Annotated in this window: 21 protein-coding genes; 17 read left to right on the top strand and 4 right to left on the bottom strand. The window is 52.7% G+C overall.

What is annotated here, in order from left to right; all coding sequences use genetic code 11:
• The 6 genes from phrB to CLC93_RS02040 are packed head-to-tail and all read left to right on the top strand — an operon-like array spanning position 1 to position 5,850.
• Positions 1–1,389 (top strand): deoxyribodipyrimidine photo-lyase, encoded by a 1,389-nt coding sequence (gene phrB / locus CLC93_RS02065; RefSeq protein WP_095504273.1) that lies wholly within the window; start codon positions 1–3, stop codon positions 1,387–1,389.
• The gene (locus CLC93_RS02060) at positions 1,389–1,874 is read left to right on the top strand and encodes a nuclear transport factor 2 family protein (protein ID WP_095504272.1); all 486 of its coding nucleotides are present in this window, start codon (positions 1,389–1,391) and stop codon (positions 1,872–1,874) included. Before phrB ends, CLC93_RS02060 begins: the two co-directional genes overlap by 1 nt.
• A complete protein-coding gene (locus CLC93_RS02055) occupies positions 1,874–2,605 on the top strand; it encodes an SDR family NAD(P)-dependent oxidoreductase (RefSeq protein ID WP_095504271.1) in 732 nt (243 codons plus the stop codon). The genes CLC93_RS02060 and CLC93_RS02055 overlap by 1 nt, the downstream gene beginning before the upstream one ends.
• A gap of 3 nt (positions 2,606–2,608) precedes the next feature.
• Positions 2,609–3,868, top strand: coding sequence for an NAD(P)/FAD-dependent oxidoreductase (locus CLC93_RS02050; protein WP_095504270.1), 1,260 nt, complete (start codon positions 2,609–2,611; stop codon positions 3,866–3,868).
• Positions 3,865–4,602: a DUF1365 domain-containing protein gene (locus CLC93_RS02045; protein ID WP_095504269.1), complete on the top strand. Its 738-nt coding sequence runs from the start codon at positions 3,865–3,867 to the stop codon at positions 4,600–4,602. The genes CLC93_RS02050 and CLC93_RS02045 overlap by 4 nt, the downstream gene beginning before the upstream one ends.
• 9 nt (positions 4,603–4,611) lie before the next feature.
• Entirely contained in the window at positions 4,612–5,850 is a 1,239-nt protein-coding gene (locus CLC93_RS02040; protein WP_095504268.1) for an SAM-dependent methyltransferase, read from the top strand.
• A 223-nt stretch (positions 5,851–6,073) separates the two neighbouring features.
• Here CLC93_RS02040 and CLC93_RS02035 read toward each other — a convergent pair whose 3' ends face one another.
• From CLC93_RS02035 to CLC93_RS02025, 3 genes are all read right to left on the bottom strand, one after another.
• Positions 6,074–7,294: an HlyD family secretion protein gene (locus CLC93_RS02035; protein ID WP_095504267.1), complete on the bottom strand. Its 1,221-nt coding sequence runs from the start codon at positions 7,292–7,294 to the stop codon at positions 6,074–6,076.
• Positions 7,288–7,593: an MFS transporter gene (locus CLC93_RS02030; protein WP_095504266.1), complete on the bottom strand. Its 306-nt coding sequence runs from the start codon at positions 7,591–7,593 to the stop codon at positions 7,288–7,290. The genes CLC93_RS02035 and CLC93_RS02030 overlap by 7 nt, the downstream gene beginning before the upstream one ends.
• A gap of 118 nt (positions 7,594–7,711) precedes the next feature.
• Positions 7,712–8,377, bottom strand: a complete 666-nt coding sequence (locus CLC93_RS02025; RefSeq protein ID WP_095504265.1) for a hypothetical protein — start codon at positions 8,375–8,377, stop codon at positions 7,712–7,714.
• 133 nt (positions 8,378–8,510) lie between these two features.
• Here CLC93_RS02025 and CLC93_RS02020 point away from each other — a divergent pair, with 133 nt between their 5' ends.
• The 10 genes from CLC93_RS02020 to deoD all read left to right on the top strand — a co-directional run bounded on the left by CLC93_RS02020 (position 8,511) and on the right by deoD (position 18,598).
• Positions 8,511–9,539 (top strand): helix-turn-helix domain-containing protein, encoded by a 1,029-nt coding sequence (locus CLC93_RS02020; protein WP_141237327.1) that lies wholly within the window; start codon positions 8,511–8,513, stop codon positions 9,537–9,539.
• A 98-nt stretch (positions 9,540–9,637) separates the two neighbouring features.
• Positions 9,638–9,799 carry a DUF2256 domain-containing protein gene (locus tag CLC93_RS02015; RefSeq protein ID WP_211286775.1) on the top strand — a complete coding sequence of 54 codons (162 nt, stop codon included), beginning with the start codon at positions 9,638–9,640 and terminating at the stop codon, positions 9,797–9,799.
• Between the two features lie 206 nt (positions 9,800–10,005).
• Positions 10,006–11,595, top strand: a complete 1,590-nt coding sequence (prfC, locus tag CLC93_RS02010; RefSeq protein WP_095504262.1) for a peptide chain release factor 3 — start codon at positions 10,006–10,008, stop codon at positions 11,593–11,595.
• Positions 11,596–11,744: 149 nt separating this feature from the next.
• Positions 11,745–11,906 (top strand): DUF5363 family protein, encoded by a 162-nt coding sequence (locus tag CLC93_RS17690; RefSeq protein ID WP_095504261.1) that lies wholly within the window; start codon positions 11,745–11,747, stop codon positions 11,904–11,906.
• Positions 11,896–12,666 carry a TatD family hydrolase gene (locus CLC93_RS02000; RefSeq protein ID WP_095504260.1) on the top strand — a complete coding sequence of 257 codons (771 nt, stop codon included), beginning with the start codon at positions 11,896–11,898 and terminating at the stop codon, positions 12,664–12,666. The genes CLC93_RS17690 and CLC93_RS02000 overlap by 11 nt, the downstream gene beginning before the upstream one ends.
• A gap of 132 nt (positions 12,667–12,798) precedes the next feature.
• On the top strand, positions 12,799–14,046 hold the full coding sequence (locus CLC93_RS01995; RefSeq protein WP_095504259.1) for a NupC/NupG family nucleoside CNT transporter: 1,248 nt from the start codon (positions 12,799–12,801) through the stop codon (positions 14,044–14,046).
• 483 nt (positions 14,047–14,529) lie between these two features.
• Positions 14,530–15,297: a deoxyribose-phosphate aldolase gene (deoC, locus tag CLC93_RS01990; RefSeq protein WP_095504258.1), complete on the top strand. Its 768-nt coding sequence runs from the start codon at positions 14,530–14,532 to the stop codon at positions 15,295–15,297.
• Between the two features lie 3 nt (positions 15,298–15,300).
• Entirely contained in the window at positions 15,301–16,626 is a 1,326-nt protein-coding gene (gene deoA, locus CLC93_RS01985) for a thymidine phosphorylase (protein WP_095504257.1), read from the top strand.
• A gap of 17 nt (positions 16,627–16,643) precedes the next feature.
• Complete coding sequence (locus CLC93_RS01980; RefSeq protein ID WP_095504256.1) at positions 16,644–17,858, top strand: phosphopentomutase; 1,215 nt, start codon at positions 16,644–16,646, stop codon at positions 17,856–17,858.
• Between the two features lie 23 nt (positions 17,859–17,881).
• On the top strand, positions 17,882–18,598 hold the full coding sequence (gene deoD, locus CLC93_RS01975; RefSeq protein WP_095504255.1) for a purine-nucleoside phosphorylase: 717 nt from the start codon (positions 17,882–17,884) through the stop codon (positions 18,596–18,598).
• Positions 18,599–18,667: 69 nt separating this feature from the next.
• On the opposite strand, the gene CLC93_RS01970 is transcribed toward deoD, so the two are convergent.
• Positions 18,668–19,330, bottom strand: a complete 663-nt coding sequence (locus CLC93_RS01970) for an AhpA/YtjB family protein (protein WP_095504254.1) — start codon at positions 19,328–19,330, stop codon at positions 18,668–18,670.
• Between the two features lie 83 nt (positions 19,331–19,413).
• Between CLC93_RS01970 and serB the strand changes: the two genes are divergently transcribed.
• A complete protein-coding gene (serB, locus tag CLC93_RS01965; RefSeq protein ID WP_245837042.1) occupies positions 19,414–20,376 on the top strand; it encodes a phosphoserine phosphatase SerB in 963 nt (320 codons plus the stop codon).
• Positions 20,377–20,397: the final 21 nt, after the last annotated feature.

The raw sequence follows: 20,397 nt of genomic DNA, 5'->3' as shown, positions 1-20,397 counted from the left end.
ATGTATCAATGCGTTTGGTATCGCAAAGACCTTCGGGTGGGTGACCACCCGGCCTTGACCCAGGCCATGCAACAAGGGCCGACTGTGGCACTGTTCGTGCACACGCCCGAGCAGTGGCAGCAACATCATATGGCCACCCGTCAGCGCCATTTTATAGAATCCAATTTGGTGGCACTGCGAGCTCAGCTGGCTGAGCTTAACGTGCCTTTGCTCGAGGTGAATTGGCAAGACTTCGCCAACACGGAGCAAAACCTAGCCAACTGGTGCCAAGCCAATCAAATTGGCGCTGTGCACTGCCACCAAGAACCCGAACTCAACGAGCGTCGCCGCGATGCAGCAGTTAGCGAGCGCCTGAGCGCAGTGGGCATCGACTTTCATCAGTACCATGGCGATTGCTTGCTGCCTTATGGAGCGGTCACCAACCAAAGCGGTGCCATGTACCGTCGTTTCACGCCTTATCGCAATGCTGCGGTTAAGCTGATGGCCGGCCAAGCGATGACAGTGCTGCCAGTACCCGTGGCTCAAGCGCCGTTAAGCGTGAAAAGCCAAGAGTTAGCTAAAGACCATCAAGACCTGCTGTGGCCCGCCGGCGAAGGCGAAGCCTCTAAACGGCTGACTGCGTTTGCCGTTGCCAAGGCCGTGGATTATCAAACCGCCCGAGATACGCCATCGATTGACGGTACTTCCAGTTTGAGCCCCTATTTGGCTTTGGGTGTGATTTCGCCAAAGCAGTGTTTAGCAGCGCTAATAAGCCACACGGACAACCCGTTTTTAGCACCGGAAAGTGGTGCTTTTAGCTGGCTTAATGAATTGATTTGGCGAGATTTTTATAGACATTTGCTAGTGGCTTGCCCTAGCTTATCAAAAGGGCTGCCATTTGTTGAAAAAGGGCGCATGATTCGCTGGAACAACGATCCTGAGCAATTTAAAGCTTGGTGCCGTGGTGAGACGGGTTACCCGCTAGTAGATGCAGCCATGCGACAACTGCTGCAAACCGGTTGGATGCACAACCGATTGCGTATGGTCGTGGCGTCGTTTTTAACCAAACATTTAATGATCGATTGGCGTTGGGGCGAGCGATTTTTTAGCGAACATTTGGTGGATGGCGACTTAGCCGCCAACAACGGCGGCTGGCAATGGTCGGCCAGCACGGGCTGCGATGCACAGCCCTATTTTCGCATGTTTAACCCTATCAGGCAGTCCGAAAAGTTTGATCCTAAAGGTATTTTTATCCGTAATTTGATACAGCCACTCGGACACCTTACCAATCAGCAGGTTCACATGCCTGACGAGTCTGTGCGGCCGGCGGGTTATCCGCCGCCCCTAGTCGAGCACTCTTGGGCACGCGCTAGGGCTTTGGACCACTTTTCAGTATTAGGAAAAAGCTGATGCAAACTCAACTTCAATCGCAAGAGCCAACCGAACCTTCGTCGCTGGCTCTCAAGCCAAGCAGTGAAGCGGTTCGCGCTTTCGTCGAACTGTATCAGAACTTAGACAAGGAACAGTTGCACCAAATTCGCGACGTGTATTCAGACGACGTTGAGTTTAACGACGGCCTGCACCGCGTTTGTGGCTTGGATAGCTTGTGTAAGTACTTCGACAACATGTTCGAAAATGTCACCGCCTGTCGCTTCATCATCGATGACGTGATCGAGAGTGGCGATCAAGCCTGTGTGGTTTGGACCATGCACTATAGCCACCCTCAGCTCAACAAAGGGCAAATCGTCGAGGTTCCTGGTTCGACTCACCTTCGCTTTGGCGACAAGGTACATTACCATAGAGATTTCATGGATTTAGGGTTAATGTTGTACGAACAGATCCCTCTGATTGGCTCAGTGATCAAGGCGGTTAAACGCCGTGCGGCGGCCGCTTAATGTCTGGCTCGGTGCTGATTACCGGCGCAACCAGTGGCATTGGTTTGCAGCTAGCTAAGGACTATGCGGCGCTTGGTTGGCAAGTCATTGCCTGCGGGCGCAACGCGCAAGTGCTAGAGCAAATGCAGCAAGACAATGCCAATATCACGCCCTTGGCCTTTGATATTGGCGATAAGCAAGCCAGTATCGAAGCGCTAAGCGAGGGCGATGCGCTGGACTTGGTCATTTTGAACGCCGGCGTTTGCGAGTATGTCGACCAGCCGCAGCAGTTTGATGCGGAGTTGTGGGAGCGTGTGCTGCACATCAATTTGGTGAGCATAGGTTACTGCTTACAAGCATTGCTGCCGAGAATTCGCCAAGGGGGGCGCTTGGCTTTAATGAGTTCAAGCGCTAGCTTTTTGGCTTTGCCAAGAGCCGAGGCTTACGGTGCGAGTAAGGCCGGCTTGACATATCTTGCGCAAACTTTGGCGCTGGATATTCCGCCAAGCAAGCTTGGCGTAACAGTAATACACCCGGGGTTTGTCAAAACCCCGTTGACGGACAAAAACGATTTCGCTATGCCGGGTCGAATCAGTGTTGAGAACGCTTCAAAGCGCATCATCAAAGGCTTGGCCGCCGGAAAATCCAGTATCGATTTTCCCAAGCGGTTGATCTGGGTGCTCAAGGCGTTTAGCTGGTTGCCCGACGCGGTATGGTTAGCACTAGGTCGCCGATTATTAGTAAGGAGTTAATCGATGGGACAAAGGATTGCCATTATCGGCAGCGGTATTTCTGGGCTGACAGCCGCCTACTGTTTAAACCGCGAGCACGACATTCAACTGTTTGAGGCCAACGACTACCTAGGCGGCCACACCGCCACCATAGACCTCACTTATCAAGACAAAGACTACGCCATTGATACCGGCTTTATTGTCTTTAACGACCGCACTTATCCCAATTTTGAGAAGCTTATTGGACAGCTAGGCGTAGAGGCCTTGCCAACCGAGATGAGCTTTTCGGTGCAGAATCTAAACTCTGGGCTTGAGTACAACGGCCACAGTTTAAGCACCCTGTTTGCGCAGAAGCGCAATCTGCTTAGCCCTAAGTTCTGGGGTTTTCTCAACGAGATTATTCGCTTTAACCGCACCGCTAAGCAAGCCTTTGCCCACGGTCAAATCGATCCACAGCAAACCCTTGGCGATTTTCTTGAACAACACAAATTCAGCGACTTTTTCTGCGAGCATTACATTCTGCCCATGGGAGCGGCCATTTGGTCCTCGACTCTGGGGGCGATGAAAGCCTTTTCGCTGTTGTTTTTTATTCGCTTTTTCGAAAACCACGGCCTGCTCAACATTGCCGACCGACCACAGTGGTACGTGATTAAAGGCGGTTCTAAGCAATACATCAAGCCGCTTATCAAAGGCTTTGAGGACAAGATTCGACTCAATACGCCCGTGAAATCTGTCGCTCGTCGCGAAGAGGGCGTGACCATTGCCTTGGCCAACGGCGAGGTGCACCAATTTGATCAAGTGGTGTTTGCTTGTCACTCCGACCAAGCCCTGCGTCTGTTAAGCGATCCAAGCGATGCCGAGCAAGCACTGCTGAGCGCCATGGAGTATCGCAGCAACGAAGTGGTACTGCACACCGACGAAGGCTTGCTGCCAAATGCTAAAGCGGCGTGGGCGGCGTGGAACTATCGCTTGTCGGGTAGCAGTACTCAGCTTGCTGCTGTTACTTACAACATGAACATCTTACAGCGCTTGCCAGAGGGTACGCCGACCTTCTGTGTGACCTTAAATCAAACCAATAGCATTAATCCGGACAAGATACTGGCCAGCTTTGATTACGCCCATCCGGTGTTCAACCAAGCGTCGATGCAGGCGCAAGGGCAACGAGCCCAGATCTGCGGTCAAAACCATACGCATTTCTGCGGTGCTTACTGGTACAACGGCTTCCACGAAGATGGCGTTCGCAGCGCATTGGACGTGGTGAAGCGTTTTGGAATTGAGTTATGAGCCAATTGACTCATAGTGGTATTTACTCGGGCTGGGTGAAGCATCGTCGCTTTTCACCCAAGCAGCACGAGTTTAAGTATCGAATGTTCCTGCTGGCCATTGACCTAGACGAGATGGACCAGCTTGAAACCGTCTCGCCCTGGCTCAAACGCGACCGCTTCGCACCCATGGCGTTACACCGCAAAGACTACCTTCAAGGCAAGGGCCTTGATAAGGACGTGGTGTGGCAAAAGGTGCAGGAGCTTGGCGGTGAGCCACAGGCGCGTGTGCTGTTTGTCGGTCAGCCCAGATGCTTTGGCATCTACTTCAGCCCAATCAACCTATACTATTGTTTTAATGATGAAAATGACTTGGTGTATTTGCTAGCCGAAGTCAGTAATACGCCTTGGAATCAGCGTCATTATTACTTGGTGAATGCACCGCGCAAAGGCAAGTCAGAGAACATAGACAAAGCCTTTCACGTATCGCCATTCATGGAAATGGACATGCAGTATCGCTGGCGTTTCAACTCGCCCGACAAGCAGTTGGACTTGCTCCTAGAGAACTGGGCGCAAGAGCGAGTATTTGATGCCAGTTTGAATATGCAACGCAGCGATCTTAATCGCCGCACTTTGCGTAACACAATTTGTCGCTTGCCATCGATGACGCTAAAAACCGTCGCCGGTATCTATTGGCAAGCATTGAAGATTTGGATTAAACGGGTGCCATTTATCGGCCACCCCAGCAAAGCTTAGGAGCCACACATGGAGCAGAGTAACCCGGCTATGGCAACCGCCATTAAGGACACATGGCTAACTCGTTTTTGCCGCAACCGTTTACTGGCAGTGATGGCAGGTTTGACCCAAGCCCGTCTGCAAATCAACGAAGGCTCGCAACGTTGGGTGTTGGGTGATGACAACGCCGAGCTCAAAGCCGAACTTAGCGTTCACAGCCCGCGCGTATACTCACGCCTGTTGTTGGGCGGCAGCATTGGCGCTGCTGAGAGCTACATCGATGGCGAATGGACCAGCCCAGACCTTACTAAGGTGATTCAGGTAATGGCGCGCAACCAACGCAGCTTGGAGGCCCTTGATGGCCCTATGGCTTGGATTGCTACTTGGGCGCACAAGGCGTTTCACAAATTTAACGCCAACTCGGAAAAGGGCAGCAAGAAGAACATTCTGGCCCACTACGACTTGGGCAACGATTTGTACACTCGTTTCCTCGACAAAGAGATGATGTACTCGTCGGCGATTTATCCACACGCCTCAGCGTGTTTGGAGACGGCTCAAATCAACAAACTCAAAACCATCTGTGACCGGTTGCAATTGAAGGAAGGGGAAACCCTGTTGGAAATTGGTACGGGTTGGGGTGGCTTGGCTATCTTTGCGGCCAAAAACTATGGGGTTAAAGTTACCACGACCACCATTTCTGACGCTCAGTTTGATTATGCCAAAGCTCGCGTGGAAGCCGAAGGTTTGAGCGACCAAATTACTTTGCTCAAGCAAGACTATCGACGCCTTGAAGGTCAGTACGACAAGCTGGTGTCGATTGAGATGATCGAAGCGGTGGGGCACGAGTTCTTGCCAGGCTTTTTCGATGTGTGCTGTAAGCGCTTAAAGCCCCACGGCAAAATGCTGATTCAGGCGATTACCATTGCCGACCAAAAGTACGATGCCTATCGCTCGTCGGTAGACTTTATTCAGCGCTATATTTTCCCCGGCGGCTGTTTGCCATCCATTACTCAAATGAGCAAGCAGGTGACCAGCAAAACCGATATGGTGATCACTGAGCTGCACGATATTGGCCAACACTACGCGGATACTCTAAAGGACTGGGCCGTTCGCTTTGAGTCTGCTCGACAAGAGCTGGCAGGGCTGGGCTACGATGAGCGGTTTGCGCGCTTGTGGCGTTTCTACCTGAGCTATAGCGAAGGTGGTTTCCGAGAGCGTAGCATTTCGACTGTGCATCTGTTGGCGGCGCGCCCGGATTATCGGCCTTAGGGGCAAACCCCGTCGTCCTCGCGCCCCCTCGTCGTCCTCGCGACCCAAATCGTCGTCCTCGCGAAAGCGGGGACCCATCCAACTGCATACTAGCAACTGGCTGGATTCCCTTCTTCAAGGGAATGACAGCAGCGGTTGGGAATGACAATCGCGGTTACATACGACAGCCGAAACAAAAAAAGGCCCCGATAACCATCGGGGCTGAACCGTCTTCTAAGCTCCGCTACAGGCTATAGAAGAAGTAGAGTTGTGATTTCATTCGGATGATAATTCCGCGAATCACATCTAAAAAGCTCAGGAATGCGACTGGTTTTTCACCACTCACCCAGGCCAGTCCCACCGAGCCAACCGGAACATCCAAGTCCTCTTCTTGTAATTTCAAACGCACAAAATGGTGCTTGTTGTTTAAGTTCGCGCCCGTGGTCTGGCGCACCGAAGTTTCGATTGGCAACAGACTCGCTTGCGCCTCGCCAGTGGCCTCTATAATGCCTTCCACTTCAGCGACGAATACCTTGCCTGGGTACACAGGAGAGCTAAACTCCGCCGCCTGACCCACAGCAACATTACGGATCGCTTGGTGATTGACACGCATCAGTACGTACTTCTCTTCGGTGTACATGATCATTCGTGGCATCACGCCAATGTACTGGCCGGGACGGACAATAAAGTTAGACACATAGCCGTCGGCCGGTGCGTAGACCTTGGTTTGCGAGAGATTCCACTCGGCCTTGGCCAAGGCTTCGCTGGCGCCATCGAGCTCACCTTGCTTAGATGCCAAGTTCAAACGCGCTTTTTCTACGCTGAGCTTTGCCTGCCGTGCCGCCACTTGGGCCTGCTCGATCTGGCTGTTTAGGCTGTCGATTTGCCAGCGCGCCATGTCCACTTGAGTCGATTGTTGGTCGAGCTGGTTCTCTGTGATGGTATGAGCCACCGCCGCGTTTTGCTCTTGATAGCGCTTGAGCGTCGCTTGTTTGTATTCCAGATCTGAGTTGGCTGAGCCCAACTGACTGTTGGCAATCGCAATGTCTTGCTCGGCAGAGGTCAACTTGGCCTGCGCCACCTCAATGTCTTCTTTGGCCAGTGCTACTGCCACTTCGGCATTTTGCTGGCTGACCTTGGCTTGGTTTAAGGCAATTTGATAGACCTCGTCTTCCAGCTCGTACACCAATTGGCCTTTGCTCAGCTTTTGATTGGGCTCAATGTGAACCGCTTTAATCTTACCTGTGACCTCAGGAGACGCCGGTCGCAGCTGAATGTGCGGCGATTGCACCACCGAACCTCCAGCAATGTCCATTGGGGTGTAGTTGATAAGCCCGACCCAAACGAACAGCAACCAGGCACTGCCGCCGAGATATGAAAAGGCTTTGGTACCGCGATTCCAAGGCATGCCTATGAATCGCAGCAGATAGATGAATAGGGCCCATACGGCTAAACCTTCTAGCATGACTTTGCCTCCCCTTTCCAAATGTCACGAACGCGGATCAGCGCGCGCTCAGTGTCGATAAAGGCGAGAAATACTGCTAGTACCCACACCCAATGCCAGACAAAGCCTATCCAGGTGAGTGCGGTGATCAGTCCGATTTGTTGGTGCTTGCTACGTTGCGCCTTAGCGATGGGCATTTCGTGCAGCTTCCAAAATCCGAATAGGGCGGCGCCTAGGGTGCCGATAAGCACCACGCTGGCGACTACATGCAACGCGGTGTCCGCGCCGCTGCCCACAAAGGGCGTAGCTAATAGGCTCATGTTGGCCTCCGGTGAAAAACAAAACTGGGTGTGTTGGGTGAGGCGCCAGTGTGAGTTGTTCAGCGAAGTGAAACGAGGTTACTGAGCAGATTCAATCAAAGATAAAGGTTTTATGACTCTATTTGTTATATTGGCTTGGTGCTAGTGCGGAGAAATACCGCTCACTGGCCAACAAAGACACTGCAAATACCACTTCTGCAAAATTGGCGGCGATAAAGCCCCAAGCCTGCCCGGCTGTGACAGCGTTGGTGATAAAGATGAAAGCGGCTCCCGCGAATAGCCACGGCCATCGCGCCGCTCGCCAGATGGGGATCGCCATCAAAATAACTAACAAATTGGCCAATATGGTGGGATAGGGAAGACTCTTAACCGCGCTGGTGTACTTGGTGACGCCAAGCGGGCTGGTTTGGCTGAGTTCTAATAGCAGTATGTCGTGCCAAATACCGTAGGCTAGCGAGCCCAGTACAATCAGCCAAAGTGCGAGCTTTAGCAGCCTGTTGTGCGCCCATTGAATGCCGCTTAAGCGCATCAAGCTTAAGGCAAATAGACTCAAAAATGGCAGTACTAACACATGCGCTGCCCAGCGCAGTCGGCTCAGGGGCTGATACCAATCGCTGTCGATGGTCCAGTTGCCAATGGCTTGCATACTGTTGTCAAACAGCATGCCGGCCATTAAGGCCCACAACAGCCACAGCCTAGGCGAGTGCTTATCGCCCCATTGCAGGCTCCAAACAAATAGCAGCACAATGGCGAGCGCGAAGCTGGCCAATATCAGATTGGGCATAACATCCTGATTCATATCAGTAAGTAACACTTTGGTATGCTAGCGCATAGGCTTCGCTTGAGCTAGCGGGCAGTCGCGAAGTAGCGCCGCTTGAATTACCAAGCAAGTCAAAATATGCTGAGATTTGACTTAATTGGCTGCCTTACTTCATATGTTCCAAGACGTTCACTTTTATCGCGCCTTAACCATAGCGCCGCTTAGAGGGCGATTGCTGCGTCAGGGCAACCCCGCCGCCAAGCAGTTGCCGGATAGCTTGTTCACCAATCCAATGACCTTGATTCCCTTATCGCAGGTGTCTGCTTGGTACCAGGCGGTGGAAGCGCAAACCGACGATCCAGACTTTAGCTGGCGCTTGCTCAAAGACGCAGTGCCTTGGAATCAATACGGTGCACTGTCGCGTTGGTTTTTATTTGAGCCCGATATGACCAGTCGCTTTCGCCGCATCAATTTTGGCAACGCCAGCATTCAATCTTGTGGGCAGTTATTCGGCATTTTTAGTGGCCCTTTGGTGCGCTGGTGTTATCACCAGCCAAAGCTCAGCGGGCGCGGCTTGCTGCATGACTCGCTGCGCATGGTGTGCTTTTTAATGCAGGTGCTGCGCGAGCAGTTAGGTAGCGACTACACTCCGCTGAAGATACGAATTCCGGGTCAGCTTAGCGACCCCGCCGGTTTTAGCGAGTGGGCGGGCTGTGCGGTGGAATGGCACTCACCTCAGCTCGAAATTTGGGTCAACAGCCGCCAGCTCAACGAACTCGACTTATCTCAGGTAAACAAGGCCCAACAAACAGGTGCCTTTCAGTTGTCCTTGGCCGAATTGGATTCCATGTTGAGCATGCCGGCGGCGGATGACCCCATGAAAGTCTTGTACGAAGTCGTTAGCTATTGCTGTCACTTTGGCAAGGTGCGCCGAGGCCAAGTGGCTCAGTTGCTCGGAGTGTCCGAGCAGCAATTGCAGCGGCGCTTGCACGAGCGCCAAATCAACTTCTCACAAGTGTCTGCTTATGCTGTGTGCTTCGCTGCTATGGAATTGATTCGACAGGGATTTAGCGTGGCACAAACGGCCGAACGTTTAGGTTACAGCCATGCTGCAAGCTTACAGCGGGTGTTTCGCAAGACGCGAGGCCAATCACTGAGCCACTACGCCAAACAGTTTCAAGACTAGCATTTACTCCTAAATAGGTAGGTTTTTCCGAATAATCCAACTCGACTGTCGCATCGTACCAAAGTATCGAGGCACAATTATTTGCGAGGGTTAGTGTGATGTTTAAACAAAATCTACCTGGTAAACACTGCGCCCACTGCGGCCGTTATTTTCAATGGCGCAAACGTTGGGAAAACAATTGGCCCCATGTGCGCTACTGCTCCAAGCGCTGCTCTGGGGTTCGCGCTCGAATGAAGGCCATTGCCAAAAGCGTAATTTAGCTGCTACTCGTTCATTAAAGACGCTTGGATAACTCGCCAAGCGTCTTTTTATTTGCGCAAAAACAGCGATGGTTGAACAAGGATTTGTGTCTTGGGTCTCGATCGGAGAAAATACAGCGCAAATTTTCCACCCACGCCGATGGTGAACGCCAGCTTTCTATACTCAAGGCTAGCGTTAACAACCCGGCAAGCGACAGAAGCGGCCCATGGCAGACCAGAATTTTCTCGACCAAATCGATCAGCGCAGAACCTTTGCGATCATCTCTCACCCCGATGCCGGTAAAACCACCATTACCGAGAAAGTCTTGCTGTTCGGTCAGGCGATCCAAACCGCGGGTACCGTAAAAGGTCGCGGCTCGGGCCAACACGCCAAGTCGGACTGGATGGAGATGGAAAAAGATCGCGGTATTTCGATCACCACCTCTGTGATGCAGTTTCCCTACGCCGACTGTCTGGTAAACCTGCTCGACACCCCTGGTCACGAAGACTTCTCGGAAGATACCTATCGTACCCTGACCGCAGTAGATAGCTGCTTGATGGTTATTGATGCGGCCAAAGGTGTGGAAGACCGGACACGCAAGTTGATGGAAGTGACTCGTCTGCGCGATACCCCAATTATTACCTTCATGAACAAGCTCGACCGCGACATTCGCGACCCGATGGAGCTACTTGATGAAGTGGAAACCGAGCTAAACATTGCTTGCGCGCCTGTGACCTGGCCAATTGGCAGTGGTAAAGAGTTCAAGGGTGTTTACCACTTGCACCGCGACGAAGCGATTTTGTACCAAAGCGGCCAAGGCCACACCATTCAGGAAGTGCGCACCGTAAAAGGGTTGGACAATCCAGAGCTTGACCAAGCGATTGGCGACGAGTTGGCCGAAATTCTGCGCGACGAGTTGGAGCTAGTGATTGGCGCGTCCCATGAGTTTGAGCTGGAACCTTTCTTGGCCGGTGAGCTGACCCCTGTCTACTTTGGTACTGCTTTGGGTAACTTTGGTGTGGACCACATGCTTGACGGGCTGACTCAGTGGGCGCCTAAGCCACAGCCGCGTCAAACAGCTGAGCGCGCGGTGAGCGCCGATGAGAGTAAGTTCTCAGGTTTCGTGTTTAAGATCCAAGCCAACATGGACCCAAAACACCGCGACCGCGTGGCCTTTATGCGTATCGTCTCGGGCAAGTATGAGAAGGGCATGAAGATGCGCCAAGTGCGCACCGGCAAAGACGTGCGTATTAGCGATGCGCTGACCTTTGTGGCCGGCGATCGCGAGCACGTGGAAGAGGCCTATCCGGGTGACATCATTGGTTTGCACAACCATGGTAGCATTCAGATTGGCGATACCTTTACTCAAGGTGAAGACTTTAAGTTTGGTGGTATTCCAAACTTTGCCCCTGAGCTGTTTCGTCGCATTCGCCTAAAAGATCCATTGAAGCAAAAGCAGCTGCTTAAAGGTTTGATTCAGCTGTCCGAAGAAGGTGCGGTGCAGGTGTTTCGTCCGCTAGCCAACAACGATTTGATCGTAGGCGCTGTGGGTGTGCTGCAGTTTGATGTGGTAGTGCAGCGTTTGAAAACCGAGTACAAGGTAGACGCCATGTACGAAGCAGTGAACGTAGCCACTGCCCGCTGGGTGAGCTGTGACGATGCCAAGAAGATGCAAGAGTTTGAGCGTAAGTCGAACCTGAACTTGGCGCTGGATGGCGGCGACAACCTGACCTATGTTGCACCGACCATGGTGAACTTGAATCTGGCGATTGAGCGCTTCCCAGAAGTTGAGTTCTTTAAGACTCGCGAGCACTAGGTTAGTTAGCCAGTTGCGAAAGCCGCCTTTGAGGGCGGCTTTTTTGTGCCCGAAGCGCACTTGAACGGTGGGGAAAGCAAAAGGTCTCTCGCTTGTAGAAGGCTGGTTTGGGTTGTTAGTATCGAAGCAGACGTCAAAGGAGAGCCGCAGTGATCAAGAAGCTTTGGAACGCGTACACTCGATGGTGCGATGAAATGGGGTTAACCCCAGAAAACAAACGTTGTTGCGCGCCTATGTTGCAAGACCCACCGCTAAAAAAGGCTGATAGCAAGCTGTCTCCCAAACCCCCCGCTAGAAATCATGATAGATAGCCACTGTCATCTGGATTTGTTAGCCGAGCCTGAGCGCAGCGAGCTGCAGCAAGCTCGTTACCGGGCTGGCCTCAAAGGGCTGGTGATCCCGGGCTTGGAACCCAAACAATGGCCATTGGCAAAGCGGCTGGCGGGACAACAACCTGGGGGAGGATACGCTCTTGGTATTCATCCTTGGTACCTCTGCAATGATGCTGAGGGTGTTGCTAGCCAGCTCGAACAACTTGGCAAGGCTTGTGAAAGCGCGAGTGAATCGCGCCAGCTTGTGGCGATTGGCGAGTGTGGTTTGGATGGGGTAAAAGGTCCGTCGCTTGGGTTGCAACAGCGCGCTTTTGGCGCTCACATTGACTTGGCCAACCAGTATGGCTTGCCATTGGTGGTGCATTCGGTAAAAGCCAATAAAGCCCTACAGTCCTGGTTACCCAAGATACGACACGGATTTATGCTGCATGGCTTTTATGGCTCGGCACCGTTAGCTCAGCAAATTCTAGCTGCCCACGAGCGCAGTTTTATCGGAATTGGAGCCGCAGTGTTACGTTCTGGTAACAACAAGCTGGTGGATGCTCTGATTGATGTGCCTTTAGAGCGCTTACTCATCGAAACCGACGATCCTCAGCACGGGCAGTATGACTTTGCCGGGCTACTCACCAGAATTGCCGCCAAAGTTGCTGAAATTAAAGACACTAATGTCGAGCAAGTGATCCAGCAAACCCAGCAAAACGCTCTAAGCTTAATGCCGCGCCTGCGCAATATAGTGTGAGGTAGGGGGCTTTTTGAGCCGAGATTGTGTGACAAATGCTCTGAGGCTGGGAATTTTGTCGCCAGCTTGGGTATAATCCTGCCCAATTTTTAGCATCGGCGACTACTTAGTCGTCATCCTTGGTAGGTTTGCATGAGTGTCATCATGAGTTTTGTAGGCATGGCAGTGTTGGCGGGTATCGCCATCGCTATGTCGTCTAATCGCAGCGCGATTAACTGGCGCACCGTTGGTGGAGCCTTTGGTCTTCAGTTAGCCCTAGGTGCCTTCGTACTGTACGTTCCCTTCGGCAAAGACTTGCTGTTTAGCATCTCTCAGGGTGTCTACAAAGTCATTACCTACGCCAACGATGGCATCGGATTCTTGTTTGGCGATTTGGCTCAATTCAAAGTGGGCTTTATTTTCGCCATTAATGTTCTGCCTGTAATTATCTTCTTTTCTTCGCTGATCGCGGTGTTGTATTACTTAGGCGTAATGCAGTGGGTGATTAAGATCATCGGTGGTGGTTTGCAAAAAGCCCTGGGCACTAGCCGTACCGAATCGCTATCAGCGACTGCCAACATCTTTGTGGGTCAAACCGAAGCGCCTATGGTGGTTCGCCCCTACATTTCTACCATGACTCAATCCGAGCTGTTCGCCATTATGGTGGGCGGTTTGGCTTCGGTTGCTGGTTCTGTACTGGCGGGTTATGCCGGACTTGGCGTCAAACTTGAGTACTTGATTGCGGCAAGCTTTATGGCGGCACCTGGTGGCCTTTTGATGGCCAAGTTGATGCAGCCAGAAACCGAAGAGCCAACGGATCATCGCGAGCTGACCATCGACAGCGACGACAAGCCGGCTAACGTACTAGACGCCGCGGCTTCTGGCGCGTCATCCGGTTTGCAGCTAGCCCTGAACGTTGGTGCTATGTTGCTAGCCTTTATCGGCTTGATTGCCCTGCTTAACGGCATGCTAGGTGGTATCGGCAGCTGGTTTGGCATGGAAAACTTGTCACTTGAGCTTATCTTTGGTTACGTGTTCGCGCCGCTGGCTTTCTTGATTGGTGTGCCTTGGGAAGAGGCCACTGTCGCCGGTTCCTTCATTGGCCAGAAAATCATCGTTAACGAATTCGTGGCTTACTCTAACTTTAAAGCCTACCTAGATGGCGCCATTGTGGAAGCCACCGGCCAGGCGATGAGCGAGCACACTCAAGCGATTATCTCGTTTGCGCTGTGTGGTTTTGCCAACTTGTCATCAATTGCGATTTTGCTCGGTGGCCTAGGTCAAATGGCGCCAAACCGCCGCCACGACTTGGCACGCTTTGGCCTGCGCGCTGTCGCCGCAGGCTCGCTAGCCAACCTGATGAGCGCCACCATCGCCGGCCTGATGCTGTCGCTGGCCTAATGCGGTTACTAGCTTAGCCGCTAACTCGCTTCTCGAAAGGCGCCTGATGGCGCCTTTTTTTGTGCCCGCATTTCGCTCCGCAAAAGACCAAAAATTAACCACAGGTTACTAACAGGGGACTGTCCCCACCCCCTAAAACCGGGTGTTTTATCCACAGGCGTTGTAAACGGCGTCGATCTGCGGCGAATATTCGTCAAAACTTAATCACACACTTGTGCACAGGGGACTGTCCCCTAGGTGAAAAAGTGGTGGTTTTATCCACAGTTTGCTTGGCGAGGGTATTAAGTGTTTGATATGATTCGCGCGGACCTCAGGCAGAGGTCAACCCGATTAGCGGTAAAATGGAATTTTCGCGAAAAGGATTCGGATAACTTCCCTTCTTTTCCAGTCTTCACGGAATCAAGTCCCAAGGTAGCCGGATAGCCGATTTAGGCTATTCTTTTGCTGTGCATTTTTTACTGAAAAGTCAGCCGGAGATACCCCATGACTGAACTCAAGCAAGCCGCTCTGTCGGCGTTGCAAATGATGGATTTAACCACCCTAAACGACGACGACACCGATGCTAAGGTGATTGAACTGTGCCACAAGGCCAAGACCCCTGTGGGCAACACCGCCGCCGTTTGTATTTACCCAAGATTCATTCCAATCGCTCGCAAGACTCTAGACGCGATTGGTGCCAGCGATGTACAAATCGCTACGGTCACCAACTTCCCCCACGGTAATGACGACATTGATATTGCCGTAGCCGAAACCAAAGCCGCGGTGGCGTACGGTGCTGATGAAGTGGACGTGGTATTCCCTTACCGCGCGCTGATGGCTGGCAACAAAGACGTGGGCTTTGATTTGGTTGAAGCCTGTAAAGCCGCCTGCGGTGATGTGATGCTTAAAGTCATCATTGAAACCGGTGAGCTAAAGACTCCTGAACTGATTCGTCAGGCCTCTGAAATCGCTATCGATGCTGGTGCGGATTTCATCAAGACCTCGACTGGTAAAGTGCCAGTTAACGCCACCCTAGAAGCGGCAGAGATCATGATGACGGTAATCGCTGAAAAGAACCCTAAGCTTGGCTTTAAGCCAGCCGGTGGCGTTCGCGATGCCGAGCAAGCGCAAACCTATCTAAAACTGGCCGAGTCCATTTTGGGCGCCGACTGGGTTAACAAGCACCACTTCCGCTTTGGTGCCTCTAGTCTGCTGGCCAACCTGCTGCACACCCTAGGCGAGGGCGAACAAGCGCAATCTGGCGGGTACTAAGCCATGTTGTTAGCCCAAGAGGTAATTGCCAAGAAGCGCAACAAGCAAGCGCTGACCGAGCAAGAGATCCGCTTTTTCGTCAACGGCATTGCGGATAACAGCATTGCCGACAGTCAGGTGGCAGCATTTGCGATGGCCACCTACTTCAACGACATGACCATGGACGAACGCGTGGCGCTGACCTGTGCCATGCGTGACTCTGGGCGCACCATCGATTGGAGCAGCCTTGGTTTTGACGGCCCTGTGCTAGATAAACACAGCACCGGCGGCGTTGGCGATGTCACCAGCTTAATGCTTGGTCCCATGATTGCTGCCTGTGGTGGCTATGTGCCTATGATTTCAGGTCGTGGTTTAGGCCATACCGGTGGCACACTGGACAAGTTCGACGCCATTCCTGGCTATCAAACCTCGCCGTCGAGCGAGCAATTTGAGCAAGTGGTCAAAGACGTAGGCGTGGCGATTATCGGCCAGACCGCGGATTTGGCTCCAGCGGATAAGCGCATGTACGCGGTTCGCGATGTCACCGCCACGGTAGACTCGATTGCTCTGATTACCAGCTCGATTTTGTCCAAGAAGCTAGCTGCTGGGCTTGAGTCATTGGTGATGGACGTCAAAGTGGGCTCGGGCGCTTTTATGCCGACGCTTGCCGAGTCGCAATCGCTAGCGCAAAGCATTGTCGATGTGGCCAATGGCGCGGGGACTAAAACCAGTGCTTTGTTGACCGACATGAATCAGCCTTTGGCCTCTTGTGCCGGTAACTCGTTGGAAGTTCGCGAGGCCATCGACTACTTGTGCAACCGCTATCGCAACCCGCGCTTAGACCAAGTGACCCTAGCCCTGTGTAGCGAATTGCTACAGTTAGGGGGACTGGCTGAAAACGACGACGAGGCTCACGCCAAGCTTGAAGCCGCCTTGGCATCTGGTGAAGCTGCTGAGCGCTTTGCTCGTATGGTGCACGGTTTGGGCGGTCCTGCTGACTTGCTGGAAAGAGTTGATGACTATCTGCCACCTGCGCCAATTATCGAGCCGGTATTGGCTGATAGTTTTGGCTTGGTCAGCGGTATTGATACCAAAGCGCTGGGAATGGCGGTAGTCGCCCTTGGCGGTGGTCGTAGCCATCCGCAAGATAAGCTGGACTATCGCGTCGGATTGAGCGATTTTTGTCGGATTGGCGATGTGGTCAGCGAAGGACAGCCTCTGGTTACCATTCACGCCAACTCGCAAGCCAGCTTTGAAGTGGCAAAAGCGCGAGTACTGGCGGCCATTGAGTTCAGTGGCGAGGCGGCGCAACCGCAAGTGTGCATTTACGATACTCTGCGCGCTAACTAGCGCAGAAGGACAAATTTATGAAACGTACCATAGTCTTGATGATGGACTCCTTTGGATTGGGAGCCACCGAAGACGCCCCGAAATTTGGCGACACTGGCGCAAACACCTTTGGCAGCATTGCTAAGGCCTGCTTTGAAGGTCGCGCCAATGAAGGCCGCGAAGGCCCGCTAAAGCTGCCAAATTTGGCCAAGCTAGGACTGGCCAACGCCGCGTTTGAAAGTACAGGCGAGTGGCCAGCGGGCTTTGAGCGTGAGCAAGCGCCTAGCGGTGCTTTTGGTCATGCCGCCGAGCTTAGCTCTGGTAAAGACACCCCATCGGGTCACTGGGAAATGGCCGGTGTCCCTGTGCTGTTTGACTGGGGCTATTTCGAAGACAAGCAAAACTCTTTCCCCAAAGAGCTGACCGACCGCATTTTAGAGCGCGCTGGTTTAGACGGTTATTTGGGTAACTGCCACAGTTCAGGCACTGTGATCCTAGAGAAGCTCGGCGAAGAGCACATGAAAACCGGCCAGCCGATTTTCTATACGTCGGTGGATAGCGTGTTCCAAATCGCGGCCCACGAAGAGACCTTTGGTCTTGAGCGCTTATACGAGCTTTGTGCAATCGCTCGCGAAGAGCTAGCGGATTACAACATTGGCCGAGTCATTGCTCGTCCGTTTGTTGGCGCCGATGCAAAGAGTTTTGAGCGCACCGGCAATCGCAAAGACTTAGCGGTTGAGCCGCCTTCAGCCACTGTGCTGGATAAGCTCAAAGACGCCGGTGGTGAGGTAATTAGCGTGGGTAAGATTGCCGATATCTACGCCAATTGTGGCATCACCAAAGCGGTTAAAGCCTCCGGCCTTGAGAAGCTATTCGACACCACGCTTGAGCAAATTAAACAAGCCGGTGATCGCTCTTTGGTCTTCACCAACTTTGTGGATTTTGATAGCCACTATGGCCATCGCCGCGATGTACCTGGATACGCCAAAGCATTGGAGTACTTCGACGACCGTCTGCCAGAGTTGCTAGCGCTACTTGGCCCCGAAGACCTGTTGATAATCACTGCCGATCACGGTTGCGATCCGACGTTCCCGGGCTCAGACCACACTCGCGAGCACGTGCCAGTGATTTGCACCGGCGCAGGACTTGAGCCTGGTTCGCTAGGCCGTCGCGAAAGCTTTGCCGATATGGGCCAAAGCATTGCAAAACATTTTGAGCTGGAGCCGATGCAATACGGCACCGCCTTCATCTAAACGAATTTTAAGGATTATTTTTTATGGCAACTCCACACATTAACGCCAAAGCTGGCGCTTTCGCTGAAACCGTACTTTTCCCAGGTGACCCGTTGCGCGCCAAGTACATTGCTGAGACTTTCTTGGAGAAGGTTGAGCAAGTGACCGACGTGCGTAACATGTTCGGTTTCACCGGCACTTACAAGGGTAAGCGCGTATCGGTTATGGGCTCTGGCATGGGTATCCCATCTTGCTCAATCTACGCCAAGGAATTGATCACCGAGTACGGTGTGAAGAACCTGATTCGTGTCGGTAGCTGTGGCGCGGTAAGCCTAGACGTTAAAGTACGCGACGTGCTGATTGGCATGGGTGCTTGTACTGACTCGTCGACCAACCGTACTCGCTTCAAAGGCCATGACTTCGCTGCTATCGCTGACTACACCCTGCTGCGCGCAGTAGCCGATTCAGCCGAAGGCGCGAACGTGCCAGTGCGTATCGGTAACTTGTTTTCTGCCGACTTGTTCTACACCCCAGATCCAGAGATGTTCGACGTGATGGAGAAGATGGGTGTGTTGGGTGTTGAGATGGAAGCCGCTGGCCTATACGGCGTTGCTGCTGAGTACGGTGCTAAGGCTCTGACGGTTGTTACCGTATCGGATCACATTCGCACTGGTGAAGAGACCACTGCCGATGAGCGTCAAAATACTTTCAACGAGATGATCCAAATTACTCTGGACGCCGTTCATAACATCACTGATTAAGCGCGAAGTTGAGACGCCGCTTAGTGAGTTAACCCTGCATTGTGGCCACGAACCTATCGTGGCCTTTTTTTATGCTTTTTCTTGACCCTTTTCTTTTGCCTCTTCTTTTGTCTCTTCTTGGGGCTCATCCTCGAAAGAACCATTGTCGCTGCGAGCTTGCCAACGTTTAACGCTAAGCATTCGCGCCAGCAAGAATCCAATAACAAGTGATAACAATAAGGCGATAGGCAGCAGTTCCGCCTGAGCCAAGTAAGCGGCGGATAAGTTTTGCACGTGATGCTCTGGGTTCATGCGCAATCGCACGTAGCCCACATCTCCTTGGTTAGCGTGGCGCACCGGCTCAATTACAGGCAAGTGCTTTGCCAGTAGCTTGGCGATGGCTTGCTGTCGCTCAAAGCCTTGCAAGCCCGCGGAAATTTCAAATCTGTGTTCAAAAGCTATTTGCTCGCCGTGGCGGTTGAACACGCTAATTGCTTGCAACGCCGGGTTGGACATTAGCCGTTGCGCCTGTAACTCGGCCTGTTCGTGATCGTCAAGGGCTAGAGTAGAGGAGAAGGCCAACGCGGTTTGCTGGGCCAATTGGCGCGAGAGTTTGCGCCCTTGCTCGTCGAGCAGGCGATATCCTTGATTCAGGCTTTGTTGCCACAGCTCTAGCAGCAATAGGCTCAGTAAGCCCACGAGTAGTAGTTGCCACAGTCGGTAGCGAGCGAATTGACGAGCAAAATCCTTCAAGAACAACTCCGTAAGTGACTGTTTTATTTAAGCGCACTATCCCTATAATAAAGAACTTTTAGAAAGACTAACAGGCAGCCGTAGTGACCCATTTTCAGCTTAGTTCTATCGCTAGTGCGCTATTCTCAACTCTATCTCACAGCCAGCATGCGGGTGCTCGTTGGGCGCTATTGGCCGATGCCAAGCTGTCTCAAACTCAGTTAGAGGATGCACTAAATCAATGCTTTAGCGGTGATTGGGGCTATCGAGAGTTGACGCCATGCGGTCAAGCGTACGGCTGGTTAGTTAGCGGAGCGAGCGATGCCAAGCTTGATGCGCACAAGCTCAATGGCCTAGGGCTAGCGCTGGAAGTCGTTGAGTTAGACGCCAACTGGCCCAAGTTAAGCGAGCCTGGATTGTTGTTAATGGACATGGACTCTACCGCGATCACTATCGAATGCATCGACGAGTTGGCGGCCTTAGCTGGAGTAGGCGAGGCGGTGGCCAGCGTGACCGCGGCGGCAATGCGTGGCGAGTTGGACTTTGAGCAAAGCCTGCGCGCTCGCGTGGCCAAACTCGAAGGGGCCAGCACCGACTATATTGACCAATTGTGCGCTGAGTTGCCGCTGATGCCGGGTATTGAGGCCATGGTGGCCAGACTCAAAGCGCACGGCTGGAAATTGGCTGTGGTCTCTGGTGGCTTTATGCCCTTTGTTGAGCAGCTCAAAAAGCAGGTGGGGTTGGATGATGCCATGGCCAACACTCTGGATATGGCTGAGGGCAAGCTGTTAGGCAGTGTGTCTGGGGTGGTGGTGGATGCCGAGTACAAGGCCACTCAGCTAAGCGGCTTGTGCCAGCGCTGGGGTATCGAGCCCACTCAAAGCATTGCCATCGGCGATGGAGCTAATGACATTCAAATGATCCAGGCGGCTCAGCTGGGCGTGGCTTATCACGCCAAGCCGAAATTGGTGGAAGCGGCGAACGCTTCTGTGGCGCGCTTGGGGTTGGATTCGCTGCCCCTGTTGCTAGAGGCCGCAAATTTAGCCTTTGCCCCCCAAAGCAACTAGGCTTGCCCCTTGAGCTAGCTA

The organism is Paraferrimonas sedimenticola (genome assembly GCF_002282855.1).
GTDB classification, from domain to species: domain Bacteria; phylum Pseudomonadota; class Gammaproteobacteria; order Enterobacterales; family Shewanellaceae; genus Paraferrimonas; species Paraferrimonas sedimenticola.
The sequence above is the reverse complement of the archived record's forward strand: the minus strand, read 5'-3'. Positions and strand labels throughout refer to the sequence as shown.